This window comes from Streptomyces sp. NPDC051913 (genome assembly GCF_044593635.1).
GTDB lineage: Bacteria > Actinomycetota > Actinomycetes > Streptomycetales > Streptomycetaceae > Streptomyces.
Genome location: NZ_JBIUCI010000001.1, coordinates 95,238 through 112,863, shown reverse-complemented (window position 1 = coordinate 112,863; position 17,626 = coordinate 95,238). Strand labels below are relative to the sequence as shown.

Annotated in this window: 15 protein-coding genes; 5 read left to right on the top strand and 10 right to left on the bottom strand. The window is 71.3% G+C overall.

The annotated features are described in order from the left end of the window. Positions 1-15: 15 nt before the first annotated feature. The 6 genes from ACIHIX_RS00485 to mce all read right to left on the bottom strand — a co-directional run bounded on the left by ACIHIX_RS00485 (position 16) and on the right by mce (position 9,084). Positions 16-1,431: an ABC transporter ATP-binding protein gene (locus ACIHIX_RS00485; protein WP_399948221.1), complete on the bottom strand. Its 1,416-nt coding sequence runs from the start codon at positions 1,429-1,431 to the stop codon at positions 16-18. A 103-nt stretch (positions 1,432-1,534) separates the two neighbouring features. Next, positions 1,535-2,305 carry an ABC transporter permease gene (locus tag ACIHIX_RS00480; protein ID WP_399948219.1) on the bottom strand — a complete coding sequence of 257 codons (771 nt, stop codon included), beginning with the start codon at positions 2,303-2,305 and terminating at the stop codon, positions 1,535-1,537. Positions 2,306-2,307: 2 nt separating this feature from the next. Then, complete coding sequence (locus tag ACIHIX_RS00475) at positions 2,308-3,261, bottom strand: ABC transporter ATP-binding protein (RefSeq protein ID WP_399948217.1); 954 nt, start codon at positions 3,259-3,261, stop codon at positions 2,308-2,310. Positions 3,262-3,379: 118 nt separating this feature from the next. Beyond that, positions 3,380-4,318 carry a cellulose-binding protein gene (locus ACIHIX_RS00470; protein WP_399948215.1) on the bottom strand — a complete coding sequence of 313 codons (939 nt, stop codon included), beginning with the start codon at positions 4,316-4,318 and terminating at the stop codon, positions 3,380-3,382. A gap of 203 nt (positions 4,319-4,521) precedes the next feature. After that, complete coding sequence (gene scy / locus ACIHIX_RS00465; protein ID WP_399948213.1) at positions 4,522-8,433, bottom strand: polarized growth protein Scy; 3,912 nt, start codon at positions 8,431-8,433, stop codon at positions 4,522-4,524. Positions 8,434-8,643: 210 nt separating this feature from the next. Beyond that, complete coding sequence (gene mce / locus ACIHIX_RS00460) at positions 8,644-9,084, bottom strand: methylmalonyl-CoA epimerase (RefSeq protein WP_126274402.1); 441 nt, start codon at positions 9,082-9,084, stop codon at positions 8,644-8,646. Between the two features lie 147 nt (positions 9,085-9,231). On the opposite strand from mce, the gene ACIHIX_RS00455 reads away from it, so the two are divergent. The 3 genes from ACIHIX_RS00455 (at position 9,232) to ACIHIX_RS00445 (ending at position 12,836) form a co-directional block, all read left to right on the top strand. Beyond that, on the top strand, positions 9,232-10,428 hold the full coding sequence (locus ACIHIX_RS00455) for an acetyl-CoA C-acetyltransferase (RefSeq protein WP_399948211.1): 1,197 nt from the start codon (positions 9,232-9,234) through the stop codon (positions 10,426-10,428). 40 nt (positions 10,429-10,468) lie between these two features. Continuing rightward, positions 10,469-11,425, top strand: coding sequence for a methylmalonyl Co-A mutase-associated GTPase MeaB (gene meaB / locus ACIHIX_RS00450; protein WP_399948209.1), 957 nt, complete (start codon positions 10,469-10,471; stop codon positions 11,423-11,425). A 151-nt stretch (positions 11,426-11,576) separates the two neighbouring features. Next, positions 11,577-12,836, top strand: a complete 1,260-nt coding sequence (locus tag ACIHIX_RS00445) for an MFS transporter (RefSeq protein WP_399948207.1) — start codon at positions 11,577-11,579, stop codon at positions 12,834-12,836. On the opposite strand, the gene ACIHIX_RS00440 is transcribed toward ACIHIX_RS00445, so the two are convergent. Beyond that, on the bottom strand, positions 12,837-13,391 hold the full coding sequence (locus ACIHIX_RS00440) for a PepSY domain-containing protein (protein WP_399948205.1): 555 nt from the start codon (positions 13,389-13,391) through the stop codon (positions 12,837-12,839). A gap of 131 nt (positions 13,392-13,522) precedes the next feature. Between ACIHIX_RS00440 and ACIHIX_RS00435 the strand changes: the two genes are divergently transcribed. Next, a complete protein-coding gene (locus ACIHIX_RS00435) occupies positions 13,523-14,194 on the top strand; it encodes a response regulator transcription factor (RefSeq protein ID WP_399948203.1) in 672 nt (223 codons plus the stop codon). Continuing rightward, entirely contained in the window at positions 14,191-15,600 is a 1,410-nt protein-coding gene (locus tag ACIHIX_RS00430; RefSeq protein ID WP_399948201.1) for a sensor histidine kinase, read from the top strand. Before ACIHIX_RS00435 ends, ACIHIX_RS00430 begins: the two co-directional genes overlap by 4 nt. 8 nt (positions 15,601-15,608) lie before the next feature. Here the strand turns inward: ACIHIX_RS00430 and ACIHIX_RS00425 are convergent, their stop codons facing one another. The 3 genes from ACIHIX_RS00425 to ACIHIX_RS00415 form a co-directional block, all read right to left on the bottom strand. Continuing rightward, positions 15,609-16,085 carry a MarR family winged helix-turn-helix transcriptional regulator gene (locus tag ACIHIX_RS00425; protein WP_399948199.1) on the bottom strand — a complete coding sequence of 159 codons (477 nt, stop codon included), beginning with the start codon at positions 16,083-16,085 and terminating at the stop codon, positions 15,609-15,611. Positions 16,086-16,180: 95 nt separating this feature from the next. Further along, the gene (locus ACIHIX_RS00420; protein ID WP_399948197.1) at positions 16,181-16,978 is read right to left on the bottom strand and encodes an AIM24 family protein; all 798 of its coding nucleotides are present in this window, start codon (positions 16,976-16,978) and stop codon (positions 16,181-16,183) included. Continuing rightward, on the bottom strand, positions 16,975-17,625 hold the full coding sequence (locus tag ACIHIX_RS00415) for an AIM24 family protein (protein WP_399948195.1): 651 nt from the start codon (positions 17,623-17,625) through the stop codon (positions 16,975-16,977). The genes ACIHIX_RS00420 and ACIHIX_RS00415 overlap by 4 nt, the downstream gene beginning before the upstream one ends. Position 17,626 lies beyond the last annotated feature (1 nt).

The following is a 17,626-nucleotide window of genomic DNA, read 5'->3' as shown; positions in this document are numbered from 1 at the left end:
GAGGCTGGGGCGTGCTCATCGGGCTTCCTCGGGCTTGGTCAGGTCGGCGGCGGGCTGCGCGGGGGCCGGGGCGGCGGGCGCGGATGCGGGAGCCGCGGCCGGGGCGGCCGCGGGCTGTGAGGCCGGCTGCGTGGGGGCGGACGGCGGGGCCGAGGGCGTTCCGGCCGCAGTGCCCGCCGCGGGCTGCTCGGTGAGGCCGGGGGCCTGGGCCGGGGCCTGCGGTGCCGGAGCGCCGCTCGGTGCGGCGTACGGATTGACGGCCGGGGCCTGGGCGCCGTGAGGAACGCTCGGCGGCTGCGCGGCCGTGCCGGGGGCACCCGGAGCGCCCGGGGCGCCGTACGGGCCCGCCGAGGGCTGTCCCGGGGCGTAGGGGCCTGCCGGGGCCTGGCCCTGCGGGGCGTACTGCTGCTGGGGCGGCGGCGGGGCGTACCAGTCGGGCTGGCCCTGGCCCGGCACCGGCATCGGGGGCTGGGCGCCGGGCGGGAGGGGCTGTTGCAGCCCGGCCTTCTGGTCGGTGGTCGAGCGGTAGTCGACGGCCCCCTGCGTCATCCGCATGTACGCCTCCTCCAGTGAGGCGGAGTGCGGGGACAGCTCCCACAGGCGTACGTCCGTGTCGTGCGCGATGTCGCTGATGCGGGGGAGCGGCAGCCCGGTGATCCGCAGGGCGCCGTCCTGCTCGGGCAGCACATGGCCGCCCGCGTCCGTCAGCGCGGACGTCAGCTTCTCGCGGAGCTGCGGCTCGGTGTCGGGGGTGCGGACGCGCGCGAAGCCGGCGGAGTTCGCCGCGATGAAGTCGTTCACGCTCATGTCGGCCAGCAGCTGCCCGCGCCCGATGACGATCAGGTGGTCGGCGGTCAGCGCCATCTCGCTCATGAGGTGCGAGGAGACGAAGACCGTACGGCCCTCCGCGGCCAGGGACTTCATCAGGTTGCGCACCCAGAGGATGCCCTCGGGGTCGAGACCGTTGACCGGCTCGTCGAACAGGAGGACCTGGGGGTCGCCGAGGAGCGCGGCGGCGATGCCGAGTCGCTGGCCCATGCCGAGGGAGAAGCCCTTGGAACGTTTCCGCGCCACGTCCTGGAGGCCTACCACACCGAGCACCTCGTCCACCCGGCGGGCCGGGATGCCGGACAGCTGGGCGAGGCAGAGGAGGTGGTTGCGGGCGTGCCGGCCGCCGTGGACCGCCTTGGCGTCGAGGAGCGCGCCGACCTGACGGGGGGCGTTCGGGAGCTTGCGGTACGGGTAGCCGCCGATCGTCACCTGCCCCGAGGTGGGGTTGTCCAGGCCCAGGATCATCCGCATCGTCGTCGACTTGCCCGAGCCGTTGGGGCCCAGGAAGCCGGTGACGGAACCGGGCCGCACCTGGAAGGAAAGGTTGTACACAGCGGTCTTGTCGCCATATTGCTTGGTCAGGCCGACTGCCTCGATCATGCTCCGCACCCATCGAAAGGTTCAGGACAGCAGGGCGCACGCCCCCGTAAGGGTTAGGAGCTTATCCGGGCGCTGACGGTTCCACTCAAGAGGCCGTAAAGCCTCAGGCGTCCCGCTTCTTCAGCAGCGCGTACCCGCCCGCGATCGCCGCCGCCACCCACAGCACCATGATCGCGAGCCCGCCCCACGGTCCGTAGGGAGTGTCGTCGTCGAGCGGTGTGACCACCTGCATGATCTTGCTGCCGGCCTGGTCGGGCAGAAACTGCCCGATCTTCTTGGTGGCCGGGACATTGCCCAGGATGTTGGAGATCAGGAAGAAGAACGGCATCAGGATGCCCAGCGACAGCATCGGCGAGCGCAGCATCACGGCGACGCCCATGGAGAACATCGCGATGAGCGTCATGTAGAGGCCGCCGCCGATGACCGCGCGCAGCACGCCCTGGTCGCCGATGTGCGCCCGGTGTTCGCCGAGCATGGCCTGCCCGAGGAAGAACGCGACGAAGCTGGTGACGAGGCCGACGACGAGGCAGAGGCCGGTCGCGACGGCGATCTTGCTGAACAGGAAGGTGCCGCGCTGCGGTACGGCGGCCAGCGAGGTGCGGATCATGCCGGTGCTGTACTCGTTGGAGACGACGAGCACTCCGAACACGATCATCGCGAGCTGGCCGAGGCTCATCCCGGCGAAGCTGATGAAGGTCGGGTCGAAGGAGAGCTGGTCCTTGCGGCTCATCTTGTCGAACTCGTTCTTCGACAGGGCCGAGATCAGCACGCCGAGGGCGAGCGTGACGACCACGGCCAGCGAGAGCGTCCACACCGTGGACGCCACCGACCGGATCTTGGTCCACTCGGACCGGACGACCTGGGCTGCCGGCATGGTCAGTTCCCCTTCCAGCCGTCGCCCCAGGGCTGCTGCTCCTGAGCAGGCTCGGTGTGTGCGTGGTACTCGACCGACTCGGCGGTCAGCTGCATGAACGCCTCTTCCAGGGAGGCCTGTTGGGGGCTGAGCTCGTGCAGCACGATCTGGTGCTGGGCGGCCAGCTCACCGATGTGCTCGGGCTTGCCGCCGTCGACCTCCAGCGCGCCCGCGCCGGTCTCCACGACCGTGATCCCGGCCCCGTGCAGCACGTCCAACAGCCGTTCGCGCTGGGGCGAGCGGATCCGGACGTACGACCGCGAGTTCTGCTCGATGAACTCGGCCATGGACGTGTCGGCGAGCAGCCGCCCCTGGCCGATGACGACGAGGTGATCGGCGGTCAGCGCCATCTCGCTCATGAGGTGGGACGACACGAACACGGTCCGCCCCTGCGCGGCCAGCGCTTTCATCAGATTGCGGATCCAGTGGATGCCCTCGGGGTCGAGGCCGTTCACCGGCTCGTCGAACATCAGGATCCGCGGGTCGCCGAGGAGCGCGCCCGCGATGCCGAGGCGCTGGCCCATGCCGAGCGAGAACCCCTTGGCCTTCTTCTTCGCCACCGCCGTCAGCCCGACGGTGTCGAGCACCTCGGCGACCCGGCTCCGCGGGATGCCGTTGCTCTGCGCGAGACAGAGGAGGTGGTTGTAGGCGCTGCGCCCGCCGTGCATGGCCTTCGCGTCCAGCAGGGCGCCGATGTAGGTGAGCGGGTCCTTCAGCCGGTCGTAGTGCCGGCCGTCGATGCGGACGTCCCCGGCGGTGGGCCGGTCGAGGCCGAGCATCATGCGCATCGTCGTCGACTTGCCGGCGCCGTTGGGACCGAGGAAGCCCGTGACGATGCCCGGTCTGACGGTGAAGGTCAGATTGTTGACCGCGACCTTCTCGCCGTACCGCTTGGTCAGGCCCTCGAGCTCGATCATGCGGCCACGCTAAGACGGGGCCTGGGACGCTGCCACCTGAGCCGGTCGCAGGCAGGACGAAGGGCCCGCACCGTTCGGGGGAGAGGGTGCGGACCCTTGTCGCTGCCGTCTGGCGGTGTTACCGGGACTGCTGAGCCGGAACCCCACGGGAGATCGGCTCGTCGTCCGTGGCCGGCGTGCCGGCCGCGGCCACCGCGGCGCCCGTGAGCGTCGCCAGCATCTCGCGGACGTTCGTCAGCTGGGCGTTGATCGAGTCGCGGCGGTTCGTCAGAGCCGCCAGCTCGCGCTCGGATTCCGAACGGATGCGGTCGGCCTTGGCATTGGCGTCCGCCACGATGTCCTCGGCCTGACGCTGAGCCGTCTCCACCGTCTGGCGGGCGCGGCGCTCGGCGTCCGTGCGCAGCTTCTCGGCCTCCAGGCGGAGCTGCTCCGCGCGGTGCTCGATCTCCGCGAGACGCTTCTCGGCCTTCTGCTGACGGGACGCCAGGTCGCGCTCCGACTGCTCGCGACGCTTGGCCAGGTTGGTCTCGAAGTCGGCCGCGGCCTGAGCGGCCTTGGCGCGGGTCTCCTCGAAGAGGGCGTCCGCCTCCTCACGCTTGGACTGCGCGTCCTTCTGGGCCTCGGAACGCAGCTGAGAGGCGTCGCTCTTCGCCTTCTCGACGATCCGGACGCCCTCGTCCTCGGCCTTGGCCTTGCGTTCGGCCGCGAACGACTCCGCGTCGTTGCGCACCTGCTGGGCCGCCGACTCGGCGAGTTCGCGGTGCTGCTCGGCCGCGCGACGAGCCTCCTCGCGCAGGTCCTTTGCCTCCTCCTCGGCGAGGCGGAGGATCTTCTCGACACGCGCGCCGAGGCCGGCGTACGACGGCTCCGCGTCGCTTACCTGAGCCTGGGCGTTCTGCGTTTCGAGGTGGAGCTCCTCGATGCGCTTTTCCAGAGCGGTGATGCGGGTGAGAGCGCTGTCACGGTCGGAGACGAGCTTGGAGATCCGTTCGTCCACCTGAGCGCGGTCGTACCCACGCCGCACAAGCTCGAAGCCGTAGGGGGAAGTGTCGCTCATGGGGTTCCTGTCAAATGAGACCGGTGAGGTGATAGGGGGAATCCTAGGGGCCGAAGCGGTGTGTCATCGAGCGGATACGTGTTTGATCTGGAGAATGACACCCCTTTTGAGTGGCTAACCCTCGGACGGCTTGCCAAAAACTTGGTCAAAGGCCCCAGATGACACCGGAGTTCGACCGGTCGTAACCGGTCGGAACCTGTCGGTTAGCTGTCCGAAGGCTTACCCGAACGAGGGGCGCCGACCGAAACGCCCGCCTTGACGCCCCCGTCCTTGCCCCCGGCGGGAGCCTCGAAGGATTCCAACGCCTCCAGGACGTCCTGGACACGGGAGATCTCGGCGTTGATGTCCTCGCGGCGCCGCACCAGGATCTCCAGCTCGCGCTTGCCCTCCTCGACCGTGCGCTTGGCCTCGCGGATCGCCTCCGCCTTGAGCTCCTCGGCCTCCTTCACGAGGGCCGACTTCTTCTGCTCGGCCTCCTTCAGCAGCAGCTCGGCCTTCTTCACGGCGGCGATCCGGACCTTGCCGGCCTCCGAATTGGCCTCCGACACCAGCTCCTTGGCCTTGGCCTGGGCCTTCGCCAGCTGCTCCTCGGACGCCTTGATGAGCGCGTCGCAGCGGTCGCCGGTCGACTTCATCGTCTCGGCGGCCTCGCGGCGGGCCCGCTCGTGCAGGTTCTCGATCTCGGTGGTGATGCGGTCGCGCAGCTCCTCGGCCCGCTCCCTTATGGCGGTGGCGTCCCGGCGGGCGCCGACGAGCAGTTCGTCCGCGTCCGTACGGGCCTTCTCGACCAGGGAGTTGCCCTCGACCGTCGCCTCGGAGACCAACCGGTCGGCCTCCTTGCGGGCCGCGCCGACCATCGTGTCGGCCTGGCCCTCCGCATCCGCGGTGGTCTTGTGGGCCTGCTGCTGCGCCTCGGTGAGCAGCTTGTCGGCCTCGGCGGTGGTCTCGTTGATGAGCGTGTCCACCTGTTCGGCCACGTCCTGACGCCGCTTGCCCGCATCCTTACGGGCCTCGTCGAGAGTGTGCTCGGCCTCCGCGCGCGCGGCGCCCAGCATGCGCTCCGCCTCGGCCAGAGCGTCGGCCTTGACCCGCTCGGACTCGCCGCGGACCCGCTCGGCGTGCTGCTGGGCGGAGCCGACCGTCTCGGCGGCCTCGGCCCGCAGCCGCTCCGCGTCGTCGGTGGCGTCCGCGATGAGCCGCTCGGCCTTGCTGACGGCCTCGGCCCGGACCCGCTCGGCCTCGGCGACCGTCTCCTGACGCAGCCGCTCCGCGTCGGCGACCGTGTCCTGCCGCAGCTGGTCGGTGTCCCGCAGTGTCTCGGTGGTGAGCCGCTCGGCCTCGTTGCGCGCCTCGGTGATCAGGGTGTCGGCCTGCGACGCCGCGTCCGAGCGGATGCGGTTGGCGTCCTCACGGGCGTCCGCCCGGGTCCGCGACGCGGCCTGGTCGGCCTCGGCGAGCGCGTCGGAAGCCTCCGTACGCACCCGCTGGGCGTACTCGGCCGCGTCCGTGCGCACCCGCTCGGACTCGGACATCGCCTCCGCCATGGTGCGCTCGGCGAGCGACTTGGCGGCCTCCGACTCCTCGTTCGCCTCGCGCCGGACGCGGCTCGCGTCCTCGCTGGCCCGCTCCCGCTCGGCGTAGGCGTCGGCGCGGACCCGGTCCGCCTCCTCCTCGGCCTCGCGCCGGGTACGGTCCGCGGCGTGCTCGGCGGCACTGCGCAGCCCGGTGATCTCCTCCTGGGCCTGCTCGTGCAGCCCGGCCACCGAGTCGCGCACCTGCTGGGCGTGGAGCTCGGCCGCCGACACCATCTCGGTGGCGCGCCGGTCGGCCTCCTCGACCAGCCGCACCGCCTCGGCCTGCGCCTCCTCGACGCGGCTGCGCGCCGCGGCCAGCAGCTCGTCGCTCTGCTCGCGGGCCCGCTCACGCTCCTGGTCGGCCTCCTGACGCGCGGCGCCCAGCGTCTCCTCGGCCTCACGACGACGCCGTACGGCCTCCTCCTGCGCGGCGGCCAGCGTCTCGGACGCCTCCGTCGCGAGGCGCTCCGCGGCGGCCTGCGCCTCGGTGCGCACCCGGTCGGCGGTGTCCTGGGCCTCTGTCCTGAGCCGCTCGGCCTCGGCCGCGGCCTCCGAACGCAGCCGTACGGCGACGGCCTCGCCCTCGGCCCGGGACGCGGACGCGTCGGCGGCGGCCTCGGTGCGCAGCCGCTCCGCCTCCGCCTCCGCCTGCTGCTGCAGGGTGCGGATGCGGTCGGCGGCCTCGGAACGCAGCCGGTCGCTCTCCTCGGCGGCCTCGCGGCGGATCCGCGCGGCCTCCTCACGGGCCTCGGTCAGCGCCTGCTCGGCGGCGGTGAGCCGCTCCTCGGCCTCGGTCTGGAGCCGGGTGAGCCCCTCGGCGGCCTCGGCCCGGCGGGCCTCTATGGCCCGCTCGGTCTCCTCGTGCAGCTCGCGCGCGGCCTGTTCGGCGTCGTTCCTGATGCCCTCGGACTGCTCGATGACCTCTTCGCGGTGGCGCTCGGCCTCCTGCCGGGTGCGCTGGAGGGTCTCCTCCGCCTGCCGGCGCAGGGTGGTCGCCCGCTCGATGGCCTCGGTACGGACCTTCTCGCTGTCCGTCGTCGCCGTCTGACGCAGCTCGTCCGCGTCCTGCTTGGCCTTGGCCAGCAGCTCCTCGGCGGTCTTGGCCGCCTCCTCGATCTGCTGGACGGCTTCCTTGCGGGCCTCCGCGCGGATCTTCTCGCCCTCGGCGACCGCGTCGGCGCGCAGCTGCTCGGCCTCGCCGCGCAGCCGACGCGCCTCCTCCTGGAGCTCGACCGTCTTGGCTCGGTACTCCTTGGTGTCGTCCTTCGCGGAGCCCTTGAGCTGCTCGGCGATGTCATGCGCCTCGGACCGCAGCCGGTCGGCCTCGGCCTCCGCCTCACGGCGGATCCGCTCAGCCTCCTCGGCGGCCGCCTTGGTGGTGTTCCGCGCGTCCTCCTGCGCCTTGTTGAGGACGTCCTCGGCGGTCTTGGCCGCCTTCGACAGCTGGGTCGCGCTCTCCTCGGCGGTGATCGTGCGGGCCTTCTCGGAGGCCTCCTCGACGATCCGCTCGGCCTCCGCGCGGGCGTCCGCGACGACCTGCTCGGCGTCCGCCTTGGTGGTCTCGGCCTCCTGAGTGGCCTCGCTGACCAGCCGGGCGACCTGCTCCTTCGCCGTACGGACACGCTGTTCGTTCGCCGACTCGGCGCTGGACAGGGCCTTCTCGGCGGACGTCCTGGCCTCGGTGAGCACCTTCTCGGCCTCGGCCTGCGCCTTGCGCAGCGCCTCCTCGGCCTCCGTCATCCGCTGCTCGGCGGCACGGCTGAGCTCGGTGGCCTGACGGCGGGCGGTGTCCGACTCGGTCGCCGTGGACGTACGCAGCTGCTCGGCGTGGTCGGTGGCCTCCTGGGCCTGCGTCGACGCCGCGTTCAGCAGCCGTTCGGCGTCCGTGCGGGCCCGGCGCAGCAGCTGCTCGGCCTCCGCGCGGGCCGCCTCGGCCTCGCTCTGCAGGCGCTGGCGGGCCTCGCTCGCGACCCGCTCGGCCTCGGCGCGGGCCGTGGCCACGGCCTGCTCGGCCTCCGCACGGGACTCCTCGACGAGCCGGCGCGCCTGCTGCTCGCTGCGGGCGCGCAGCTGCTCGGCCCACGCCACGTTCTCGTTGACGTGCGACTCGACGGTCTGGCGGCGCTCGGCGAGCTCCTGGTCCAGCTGCTGGCGGCGGGTGACCGCCTCCTGGTGCAGCTCCGCCTGGAGCCGCGCCGCGTTCTCGGCGTGCTCCTGGAGGATGCGCTGGGTCTGCGCCCGCGCCTGACTCAGCTCTCGCTCGGCGTCCTGACGCAGCTGGTCAGCCTGCATCTGGGCGTTACGGAGCAGCTGTTCGGCCTGATAGCCGATGTCGCCGCCCGTGAACTCGGGCCGGGACATGATGGTGCGGCGCGCCTCGTGCAGCTTGGCGCGCAGCACCTCGACCTGGTAGCCGAGGTCCTCGGCGTGCTGGATCGCCTTCTCCCGCTCGGTCTTCAGCCGATCCATCTCGGCCTCGAACCGAGAGAGGTGGTCGACGTCAGCCGCCGGCTCTCGCTCCTGGCGTTCGTAGCCCCGCACTGCGCGGTCCCATCCGTCCCCTGGTCGCAAGTCTGGCCAAACGAGCTCCGTCCGTCCGCCGAACGGGGCCCCCGGGGAATGGTGTCAGATCAACGGCGGAGCACGGGCTGCTGCCCCGACGCTCGCCCCCCGAAACCGGGCCCCGGCATGCGGACACCCCCCTTTCCGGGAGCGACCGCCCCCAACCCTACCGGCCCATATGTACGAGGGTCAGTGCTCAGGTGACTCAACCGGCGCCGAAGTGACCAGTTCTGTCAGTACGCCATGGCAATCCTTGGGGTGCAGGAAGGTGATGCGTGACCCCATGGAGCCACGTCGCGGCTCCTCGTACAGCACGCGTACGCCCTTGTCCTTGATGTCCGCGGCGTCCGCATCCACGTCCGCCGTACCGAAAGCGATGTGGTGGACACCTTCGCCGTTCTTGTCCAGCCACTTGGCGACGGTCGAGTCGGGGCGGGTCGGCTCCAGAAGCTGCAGGTAGGAGGCGCCGCCGTCGGAGGTGTCGTTGATCTTGAGCATGGCCTCGCGCACGCCCTGCTCCTCGTTGACCTCGGAGTGGAAGACCTCGAAGCCGTAGGTGGCCCGGTAGAACTCGACAGTCTTGTCGAGGTCGAAGCAGGCGATCCCGATGTGGTCGATTCGCGTCAGCATGGTGTTAGTGCAGCGCTCGGGAGGTGGTTACGCAACGTGCCAGCGATCACACTGACGGGCCGGTGACGGCACGGAGTGCCACTCAGTACATTCGAAGTAAACCCTCGTTCACTCCTCGGCTGTCCAGCTGGAAGGGGATCGCACCTCATGTCTTCCGGAACTACTTCGGTGATCGTCGCGGGCGCTCGTACGCCCATGGGACGGTTGCTCGGTTCGTTGAAGTCCTTCTCCGGGGCCGACCTCGGCGGCTTCGCGATCAAGGCCGCCCTCGACCGTGCGGGGATCGGTGGCGACCAGGTCCAGTACGTGATCATGGGTCAGGTCCTCCAGGCCGGGGCGGGGCAGATCCCGGCCCGCCAGGCCGCCGTCAAGGGCGGCATCCCGATGAGCGTCCCGGCGCTGACCATCAACAAGGTGTGTCTGTCCGGCCTCGACGCCATCGCGCTGGCCGACCAGCTGATCCGCGCCGGCGAGTTCGACGTGATCGTCGCGGGCGGCCAGGAGTCCATGACCAACGCCCCGCACCTGCTGCCCAAGTCCCGCGAGGGCTTCAAGTACGGTGCCATCGAGATGCTCGACGCCATGGCGTACGACGGCCTGACCGACTCCTTCGAGGGCATCGCCATGGGCGAGTCCACGGAGAAGCACAACACCCGCCTCGGCATCCAGCGTCCCGAGCAGGACGAGATCGCCGCCCTGTCGCACCAGCGGGCCGCCGCCGCGCAGAAGAACGGCATCTTCGAGGCCGAGATCACCCCGGTCGAGATCCCGCAGCGCAAGGGCGAGCCGGTCGTCTTCAGCAAGGACGAGGGCATCCGCGGCGACACCACGGCGGAGTCCCTGGGCAAGCTCCGCCCGGCGTTCACCCGGGACGGCACCATCACGGCCGGTTCCGCCTCGCAGATCTCGGACGGTGCGGCGGCCGTGGTCGTGATGAGCAAGGCCAAGGCGCAGGAGCTGGGCCTGGAGTGGATCGCCGAGATCGGCGCCCACGGCAATGTGGCGGGCCCGGACAACTCCCTCCAGTCGCAGCCCTCCAACGCGATCCTGCACGCCCTCAAGAAGGAGGGCCTGGAGGTCGCCGACCTCGACCTGATCGAGATCAACGAGGCCTTCGCCGCCGTCGCGGTCCAGTCAATGAACGACCTCGGCGTCTCCACCGAAACGGTGAACGTCAACGGCGGAGCCATCGCCCTGGGCCACCCCATCGGCATGTCCGGCGCCCGTCTGGTCCTCCACCTGGCGCTGGAGCTGAAGCGGCGGGGCGGCGGCGTCGGTGCGGCGGCGCTGTGCGGCGGCGGCGGTCAGGGTGACGCGCTGATCGTGCGGGTACCCAAGGCCTGAGTTCCCGTACGTTGTCGAGTTCGAGCTGATCGGAGCTGTGATGCAGGACGTCTCCACCCTGGTGGCCCAGGCCAGGGAAGGCCGGCCACGGGCCGTGGCCCGGCTGATCTCCCTCGTGGAGGGGGCGTCCCCGCAGCTCCGTGAGGTCATGGCGGCGCTGGCCCCGCTGACCGGTGGGGCCTACGTCGTGGGTCTGACGGGATCTCCGGGCGTCGGCAAGTCCACGTCGACGTCCGCCCTCGTGACCGCGTACCGCAAGCAGGGCAAGCGGGTCGGCGTCCTGGCCGTCGACCCGTCCTCGCCGTTCTCCGGCGGCGCGCTGCTGGGCGACCGGGTGCGGATGTCGGACCACGCCTCCGACCCCGGCGTCTACATCCGCTCGATGGCGACCCGAGGCCATCTCGGCGGTCTCGCCTGGGCCGCCCCGCAGGCGATCCGGGTCCTGGACGCGGCGGGCTGCGACGTGATCCTGGTGGAGACCGTCGGCGTCGGCCAGTCCGAGGTGGAGATCGCCTCCCAGGCGGACACCTCGGTCGTTCTCCTGGCCCCCGGCATGGGCGACGGCATCCAGGCGGCCAAGGCCGGAATCCTGGAGATCGGCGACGTGTACGTCGTCAACAAGGCCGACCGTGACGGCGCCGACGCCACCGCCCGCGAGCTCAACCACATGCTGGGCCTGGGCGAGTCCCGCGGCCCCGGCGACTGGCGCCCCCCGATCGTCAAGACGGTCGCCGCCCGCGCGGAGGGCGTCGACGAGGTCGTCGAGGCCCTGGAGAAGCACCGCGCGTGGATGGAGGAGCACGGCGTCCTGACCGAGCGCCGCCGGGCCCGCGCCGCCCGCGAGGTGGAGACCATCGCGGTCACCGCCCTGCGCGAACGCATCGGCGACCTCCACGGAGACCGCCGCCTCGACGCGCTCGCGGAACGGATCGTGGCGGGGCGACTGGACCCGTACCGGGCGGCGGACGAGCTGGTGGCGGGCCTGACCGAGAGCTGAATCCTCTGGTCGACCCGCTGTTGACCTTGGTACGTTGACCCGCATGTTCCTCCTCTTGGCATAGAGCGCGCCCCCGCTCGCGACCCGCTGACCCCAGCCGTCGCGGCCTTCGGCGTCCCTTGCTCATGCCTTCCGCAGAGGAACCTCTCCCATGTCCGCGTCCTCCACGCGGCGGCCCTCGTATGCCGCCGTGCTGTCCGTTCCCCATGCCCGCCGCATCTTCACCGCGGCCCTCGTCGGCCGCCTGTCCTACGGCGTGGCCCCCATCGCCGTGATGCTGGCCGTGGCCCGCGCGACCGGGTCGTACGCCGTCGCGGGCGTCGTCATGGCGCTGTTCGGCGCCACGGTCGTCTTCCTGTCCCCGTACCGCGCGGCGCTGGTCGACCGCTACGGCCCCCGGCGGGCCCTCCTCCCCATGGCGCTGCTCCACTCCGGCCTGCTCTGCGCGCTCGCGGCGTTGAGTTGGCGGTCGGGTGCGTCCGCGGTGGTACTCGGTGCGACGGCCGCCGTCGCGGGCGCCAGTGCGCCGCCGCTGGGCCCCACGATGCGTGCCGTGTGGGGCGAACTCGTCGGCGACCGACGGCTGTTGCAGCGCGCGTACAGCCTGGACGGGGTCGCCGAGGAACTGCTGTACGTCGTCGGCCCGTTGCTGGTCGGCGCGGTGATCGCTGTCGCGGCACCGGCGGTCGGTGTGGTGCTGGGCGCGCTGCTGATGGCCGGCGGCACGCTGGCCTTCGTCATGTCGCCTGCGATGACGGCGGTACGTCCCGCGGGGCGGCCCAAGTCCGCTTCGGACGAGGCGGGTTCGCTGCGTGGCCGGGGTCTGCTGCAACCGGTGGTGGTCGCGGCCGGTACGGGGCTGGCGCTGAGCGCCGTGGACCTGCTGGTCGTCGCCTTCGCCGCGGAACGCGGGCAGGGCGACGACACCGTGGCGTGGGTGCTGGCGGCGTTGTCGGCGGGCAGTGCGGTGGGCGGGCTGGCGAACGGTGCCGTCGACTGGCGTTCGCCCGCCCGGGTCCGACTCGCCCTGCTCGCCGCGGGGTTGGGGCTGACCCTGTGCCTCGCCGGGCTCGCCCCGGGCGTCGGCGTCCTCGCGGTTGCCGCCGCCTGCGCCGGGTTCTTCGTCGCACCGGCGCTGACCACGGCCTATCTGATCGCCGACGAGGCCGCTCCGGAGGGGTTCCGCACCCGGGCCGGCGCCTGGGTCAACACCGCCGTGAACGCGGGGAGTTCGACGGGGGCGGCGACGGCGGGACTGCTGGTGGAACGGCTTCCGCTGGGGTGGTGCTTCGTGGTGGCGGGGAGCGTGGCGCTGGGGGCGGCCGGGGTGGCGGGCCTGAGTGCTCTTCACCCCCGCCACCCTTACCCGACCGGCCCGAAGGGCCTCGTCCTCAAGCGCCGGACCGGCTGATCAGTCGTCCAGGTCCGCGGTGACCTCGCCCGTGCGGAGGTCGACCTTCCAGTCGCCCTTCGTGGTGTCCACGCTCCACACCACCGCGCGGCTGTCGTCATCGTCGTCGAGGCTCACCTCGGTGACCGTGCCCTTGGCGGCGGCAGCCAGGGCGGCCTCGCCGGCGTCGGTCTTCGCGTTCTTCAGGGCGGCGAGCTCGGCGCGGTCGTCGGCGTCGTCGGTGTCGTCGTCGTGGTCCCGGTGCGCGCCGACGACCTTTCCGGTGTCCGGGGAGACCTTCACGGTGTACTCGGTGCCGTCGCCCTTCAGCACGTCCACGTCCCACACCCCGGCGCCGTCGTCGTCCAGATCCACGGAGGCGACGGTGCCCGGGGTGTGCCTCAGCGCCGCGCCGACGGCGTCGGCGGCCGTCGCGCGGTCCGCCTCCGCCGCCACCCGCACGTCCGCCCGCTGCGACGCGCTCTCCCCGTCCGAGGCCACCGCGAGGGCCGTGGCCGTGCCGCCCCCGATCAGAGCGGTCGCGGTGAGGGCGGCGATCACGATGTTGCGCTTCATGAGAGTTCCTCCAGATACGTCACGTCACGTCTCGTTTCGCTTTCGACGTGCACCACCGTCTCCGACCGACGCTGAGGAGAAGCTGAAGCCACCTGAAGGGATCTTCAGGTTGGCTTTGTCACGCTGTACTCATGCGTCTGTTGATCGTCGAGGACGAGAAGCGGCTGGCCCTGTCGCTCGCCAAGGGACTCACCGCCGAGGGTTACGCCGTGGACGTCGTCCACGACGGCCGCGAAGGCCTGCACCGGGCCACGGAGGGGTCGTACGACCTCGTGATCCTCGACATCATGCTGCCGGGCCTCAACGGCTACCGCGTCTGCGCCGCCCTGCGGGCCGCGGGCCACGACGTGCCGATCCTGATGCTCACCGCGAAGGACGGCGAGTACGACGAGGCGGAGGGGCTGGACACCGGCGCGGACGACTACCTCACCAAACCCTTCTCGTACGTCGTCCTCGTCGCCCGCGTCAAGGCCCTGCTGCGGCGCCGCAGTTCGAAGGGGAGCGCCTCGCCGGTGCTCGTGCACGGAGACCTCAAGGTCGACACCGCGGCCCGCCGGGTCTTCCTCGCGGAGAACGAAGTGACGCTCACCGCGAAGGAGTTCGCGGTCCTGGAGCAGCTCGTCACGCGCGCGGGGGAGGTGGTGTCCAAGGCGCAGATCCTGGAGCACGTCTGGGACTTCGCGTACGACGGCGATCCCAACATCGTGGAGGTCTACGTCAGCGCCCTGCGGCGCAAACTGCGCGCCGGGCTCATCCAGACGGTGCGCGGCGCCGGGTACCGGCTGGAGGCGGAGGAGCGATGAGACGTCTCTTCGGGTCCGTGCGGGCGCGGGCCACGCTCGGCGCCGCCCTGGTCGTGGCCGTCGCCCTGGTGGCGGCCGGCACGGCCGTGCTGCTGTCGCTGCGGTCCAACCTCATGGACCAGGCGGACACCCAGGCGGAACGTTCGGCGCGGAGCGTCGCCACGCTGATCAGCAACGGGACGTCGCAGGCCGGACTGGACCTCGACGACGACCGTCCGGTGCAGGTCGTCGACGAGGGCGGCAGGCTGGTCGCGGTCAGCGACGGCCTGGAGCGGATCGGCGGCACCGCCACCGACGCGGTGAAGCCGCAGGCCGGCTCGGGTTCCGCGGCGGGCGACTCCGAGGACGACGACGCGGACGACGACAGCGCCGACCTCGAACCCGGCGAGATCGGCGACGACGCCGTGCTCTCCGACGGCACCGCGACGATCGACGGCGACAGCGCCGACTACCGCTTCGCGGCCCTGGAGGTGGAGACCCGGGACGGCGTCCCGCTCACCGTCTGGGCCGGGGAGTCCCTGGATGCCGAGCAGGGCGCCGTGCACACCGCGCTCTCCGTCATGCTGGTGGGCTTCCCGCTGCTGCTCGGGGTCGTCGCCGCCGTGACCTGGCTGGTCACCCGGCGGGCGCTGCGCCCGGTCGAGGGCATCCGGCGCGAGATGGCCGCGATCACCGCGTCCGAGGACCTCGCCCGGCGGGTGCCCGAGCCGGACACGCACGACGAGGTGGCGAGGCTCGCGCGCACCACCAACGAGACGCTCGCCGCCCTGGAGGCCTCCGTCGAACGCCAGCGCCGCTTCGTCGCCGACGCCTCGCACGAACTCCGCAGCCCCGTCGCCAGCCTGCGCACCCAGCTCGAAGTGGGCATCGCGCACCCCGGGCTGCTGGATCTGGAAGGGGCCGTCGAGGACACCGTACGACTTCAGCGGCTCGCCGCCGATCTGTTGCTGCTCGCTCGGCTGGACGCGGGGGAGCGGCCCGGGGACGGGCGGTTCGACCTGGGGGAGCTGGCGCGGCGGGAGGCCCGGGGGCGGGACGGGATGTCGGTCGAGGCGGAGGCCGTCGAAGTGGCCGGATCCCGGGGGCAGGTGGGGCGGATTCTGGGCAATCTGCTGGACAACGCCCAGCGGCACGCCCGGTCGGCGGTCACCGTGTCCGTGCGCCGGGACGGGGCCTGGGCCGTGGCCGAGGTCGCCGACGACGGGGACGGGGTGGCCGAGGCCGACCGGGAGCGGATCTTCGAGCGGTTCGTCCGGCTCGACGAGGCCCGCAGCCGCGACGACGGCGGCGCCGGGCTCGGTCTCGCCATCGCCCGGGACGTCGCCACCCGCCACGGGGGCACCCTCACCGTCCGCGACGCGCCGGCAGGCGGAGCCCTGTTCGCGCTCCGCCTGCCGCTCGCCTGATCAGTGCGTCACGGGCGCCCGCGGTGCCCCCGCAGGTGCTCCGCGATGGGCTTCAGGGACTTGTCCAGCTCCGCCAGCGCCTCGGGGGAGACCAAGTCGATGAAGTGCCGCCGCACGGACGCCACGTGGTGTGGCGCGACCTTCTTCATCGTCTCCATGCCGTGCTCGGTCAGTACCGCGTACAGGCCGCGGCGGTCGGACTCGCAGTTCTCCCGGCGGACCAGGTCCGCGTTCTCCATCCGGGTGATCTGGTGCGAGAGCCGGCTCTTGGACTGGAGGGTGGCGGACGCGAGATCGCTCATCCGCATCCGGACATCCTCCGACTCGGAGAGGTTCACCAGGATCTCGTAGTCGTTCATAGTCAGGCCGAACGGCTGGAGGTCCTTCTCGAGTTGGTACGTCAACAGCCTGTTGACCTCCAGGTGGGTGCGCCAGGCGCACTGCTCCGCATCGGTCAGCCAGCGCGTGGCCGTCTCGGTCTCCATGAATGAAGTCTACCTAAGAAGTTGAAAGGCGAACTAGTGAGGGTTTGTTCGTGACGGCGTGCACACGTTCGACGTCACACTCCGCAGACTACCGCTCACAGCCCGAAGCGACGCTGGAGGTCTCCCAGCTGTCCGGGAAGGCGCGGTGTGCCCGCAGGCTGTGAAGGGCCTGTGGACGGCACTCCGGAACCGGGCACTCCGGCCTGCTGGGGAACCATTCCCGTCGCCTGCTCCGCCATCAGCGTCTCCGACGACTGGAGCAGTACGGTGCCGGCGCCCACGAACTCGAACTGGTGCTCCTCCCCGGAGGCCCCACCGAGGCCCGTCATCGCACGTAGACCGCCCATCAGGCCGGTCATGTAGCCGTGGTCGTAGTGATGGCACGGCGACGGGCAGTCGGCCCAGCCGACAAGCGCCTGCGGGTCCACCCGGATCGGCGGTTCCATGAACACCACCGGACCGTTAGATGCGGCCACGAACTTTCCGGTTCCGATCAGCGTCAGAAAACCCGGCACGATCGACTGCTTGAGCGCGAGACTTGGCTGAAAAGCGAGCAGATTGCCCGAGCGAATGGTCAGATTGCCGTTCTCCAGGTCGTACGAGTTCACGTCGAAGGCCCGGTCGGCGAGGAGCATCTTGCCCGAGCCCTCCGCCACGACCCAGTCGCTCGCGTGCAGAGGCGAATGGAAGGACGTACGGACAAGTCGGTCCAGTCGCCCGTGCCCGACGCCGTTGAAGTCGATCGAGCCGTAGTAGGCGATCATCTTCCCCTTCTGAAGGAACCACTGGCTCCCCTTGAGCTCCACGCAGAAGGTGTAGTTGTTGACGTTGTCGTCCGAGGGCAGCGTCGTCGGGTCGTGCACGGTCGGACCCGCGCCCGGGTAGTGGCTCACAGCTTCTCCTCCGAGGCCTGGACGTACACCGCTCCACTGCCGCTTAGCTCCAGCTGGAAGGCCTCGCCCGAGCCGCGGCCCACCATGTCGCGCCAGCCGAGCGCGGTCGACAGCTTGTTGCGCACGTCGCCGTGATGGGCGACGTACGCCTGCGGGTCGACGTGCACCGGGCGCTGGGGGGTGATGGGGAGTTCGATGACTCCGCCGTGCGCCATCACGGCCACCGCGCCGCGGCCCTTGAGTGTGGTGGTGAACAGCCCCTGCCCGGACACCTGGCCCCGCACCATGCCCATGACGCCGCCCTGGGAGCCCATGAACATCGTGCCCTGCTCCAGCGTGCCCTCGAAGGCGAGGAGACGGTCCGCCTCCACGTAGAGGGTGTCGCCGGAGAGGTTGATCACCTGGATGTGGTGGCCGCCGTGGCCGAACAGCACGGTGCCGCTGCCCTCGACCGTCATCAGCGGTGTCGCCTCGTTCGCCACCCGGCGACCGATCATCGACATCAGACCGCCCTGGCCGCCGCTCATGTTGGGGGTGAAGGACACCTCGCCCCGGTAGGCGAGCATCGCCCCGCGCTGACTGAACAGCCGCCGGCCCGGCGCGACGGTCGCTTCGACCATCTTCGAGTTGAGCTCCCGGAAGGTCATG